The organism is Vogesella mureinivorans (assembly GCF_007644035.1).
In the GTDB taxonomy this organism is placed as follows: domain Bacteria; phylum Pseudomonadota; class Gammaproteobacteria; order Burkholderiales; family Chromobacteriaceae; genus Vogesella; species Vogesella mureinivorans.
Map to the genome: position 1 here is coordinate 1 of NZ_VMTV02000825.1, position 300 is coordinate 300.

Here is a 300-nt window from a genome sequence, read left to right on the forward strand (position 1 = left end):
GGTGGCAGTTGGCGCGATAGCCACGCTGAGGCTCAGGGGAACGAGGGGTAGATGCCCTGCAGCGCGATGGAGAAATTCACGCCCAGATAGGGTTGCTGGTTCTGGTGCGGCTGCCCGCCGCCTTGGCTGGGCGAGATCATGCTGGGCGCGAGGGTGGTATTCGGTGTGCCGGCGGAGAACGGCCTGTTCGAGGAGATTCCCGGCTGTGAGAGCCCGCCGTTGCTTGCCGGTGCGCTCGCGGTCGAAGGCACGAAGGCGACGAGGGCGTGATTGTGCTGCGGGATCTGGTTGCTGGTCAGC

General features: G+C 66.0%; 1 protein-coding gene. It reads right to left on the reverse strand.

Translation table 11 applies throughout. From position 1 onward, the window contains the following. Positions 1 to 32: 32 nt before the first annotated feature. Positions 33 to 300, reverse strand: a 268-nt coding sequence (locus tag FLQ44_RS24175; protein WP_369126617.1) for a phage tail protein, incomplete at its 5' end; no start/stop codon positions are given.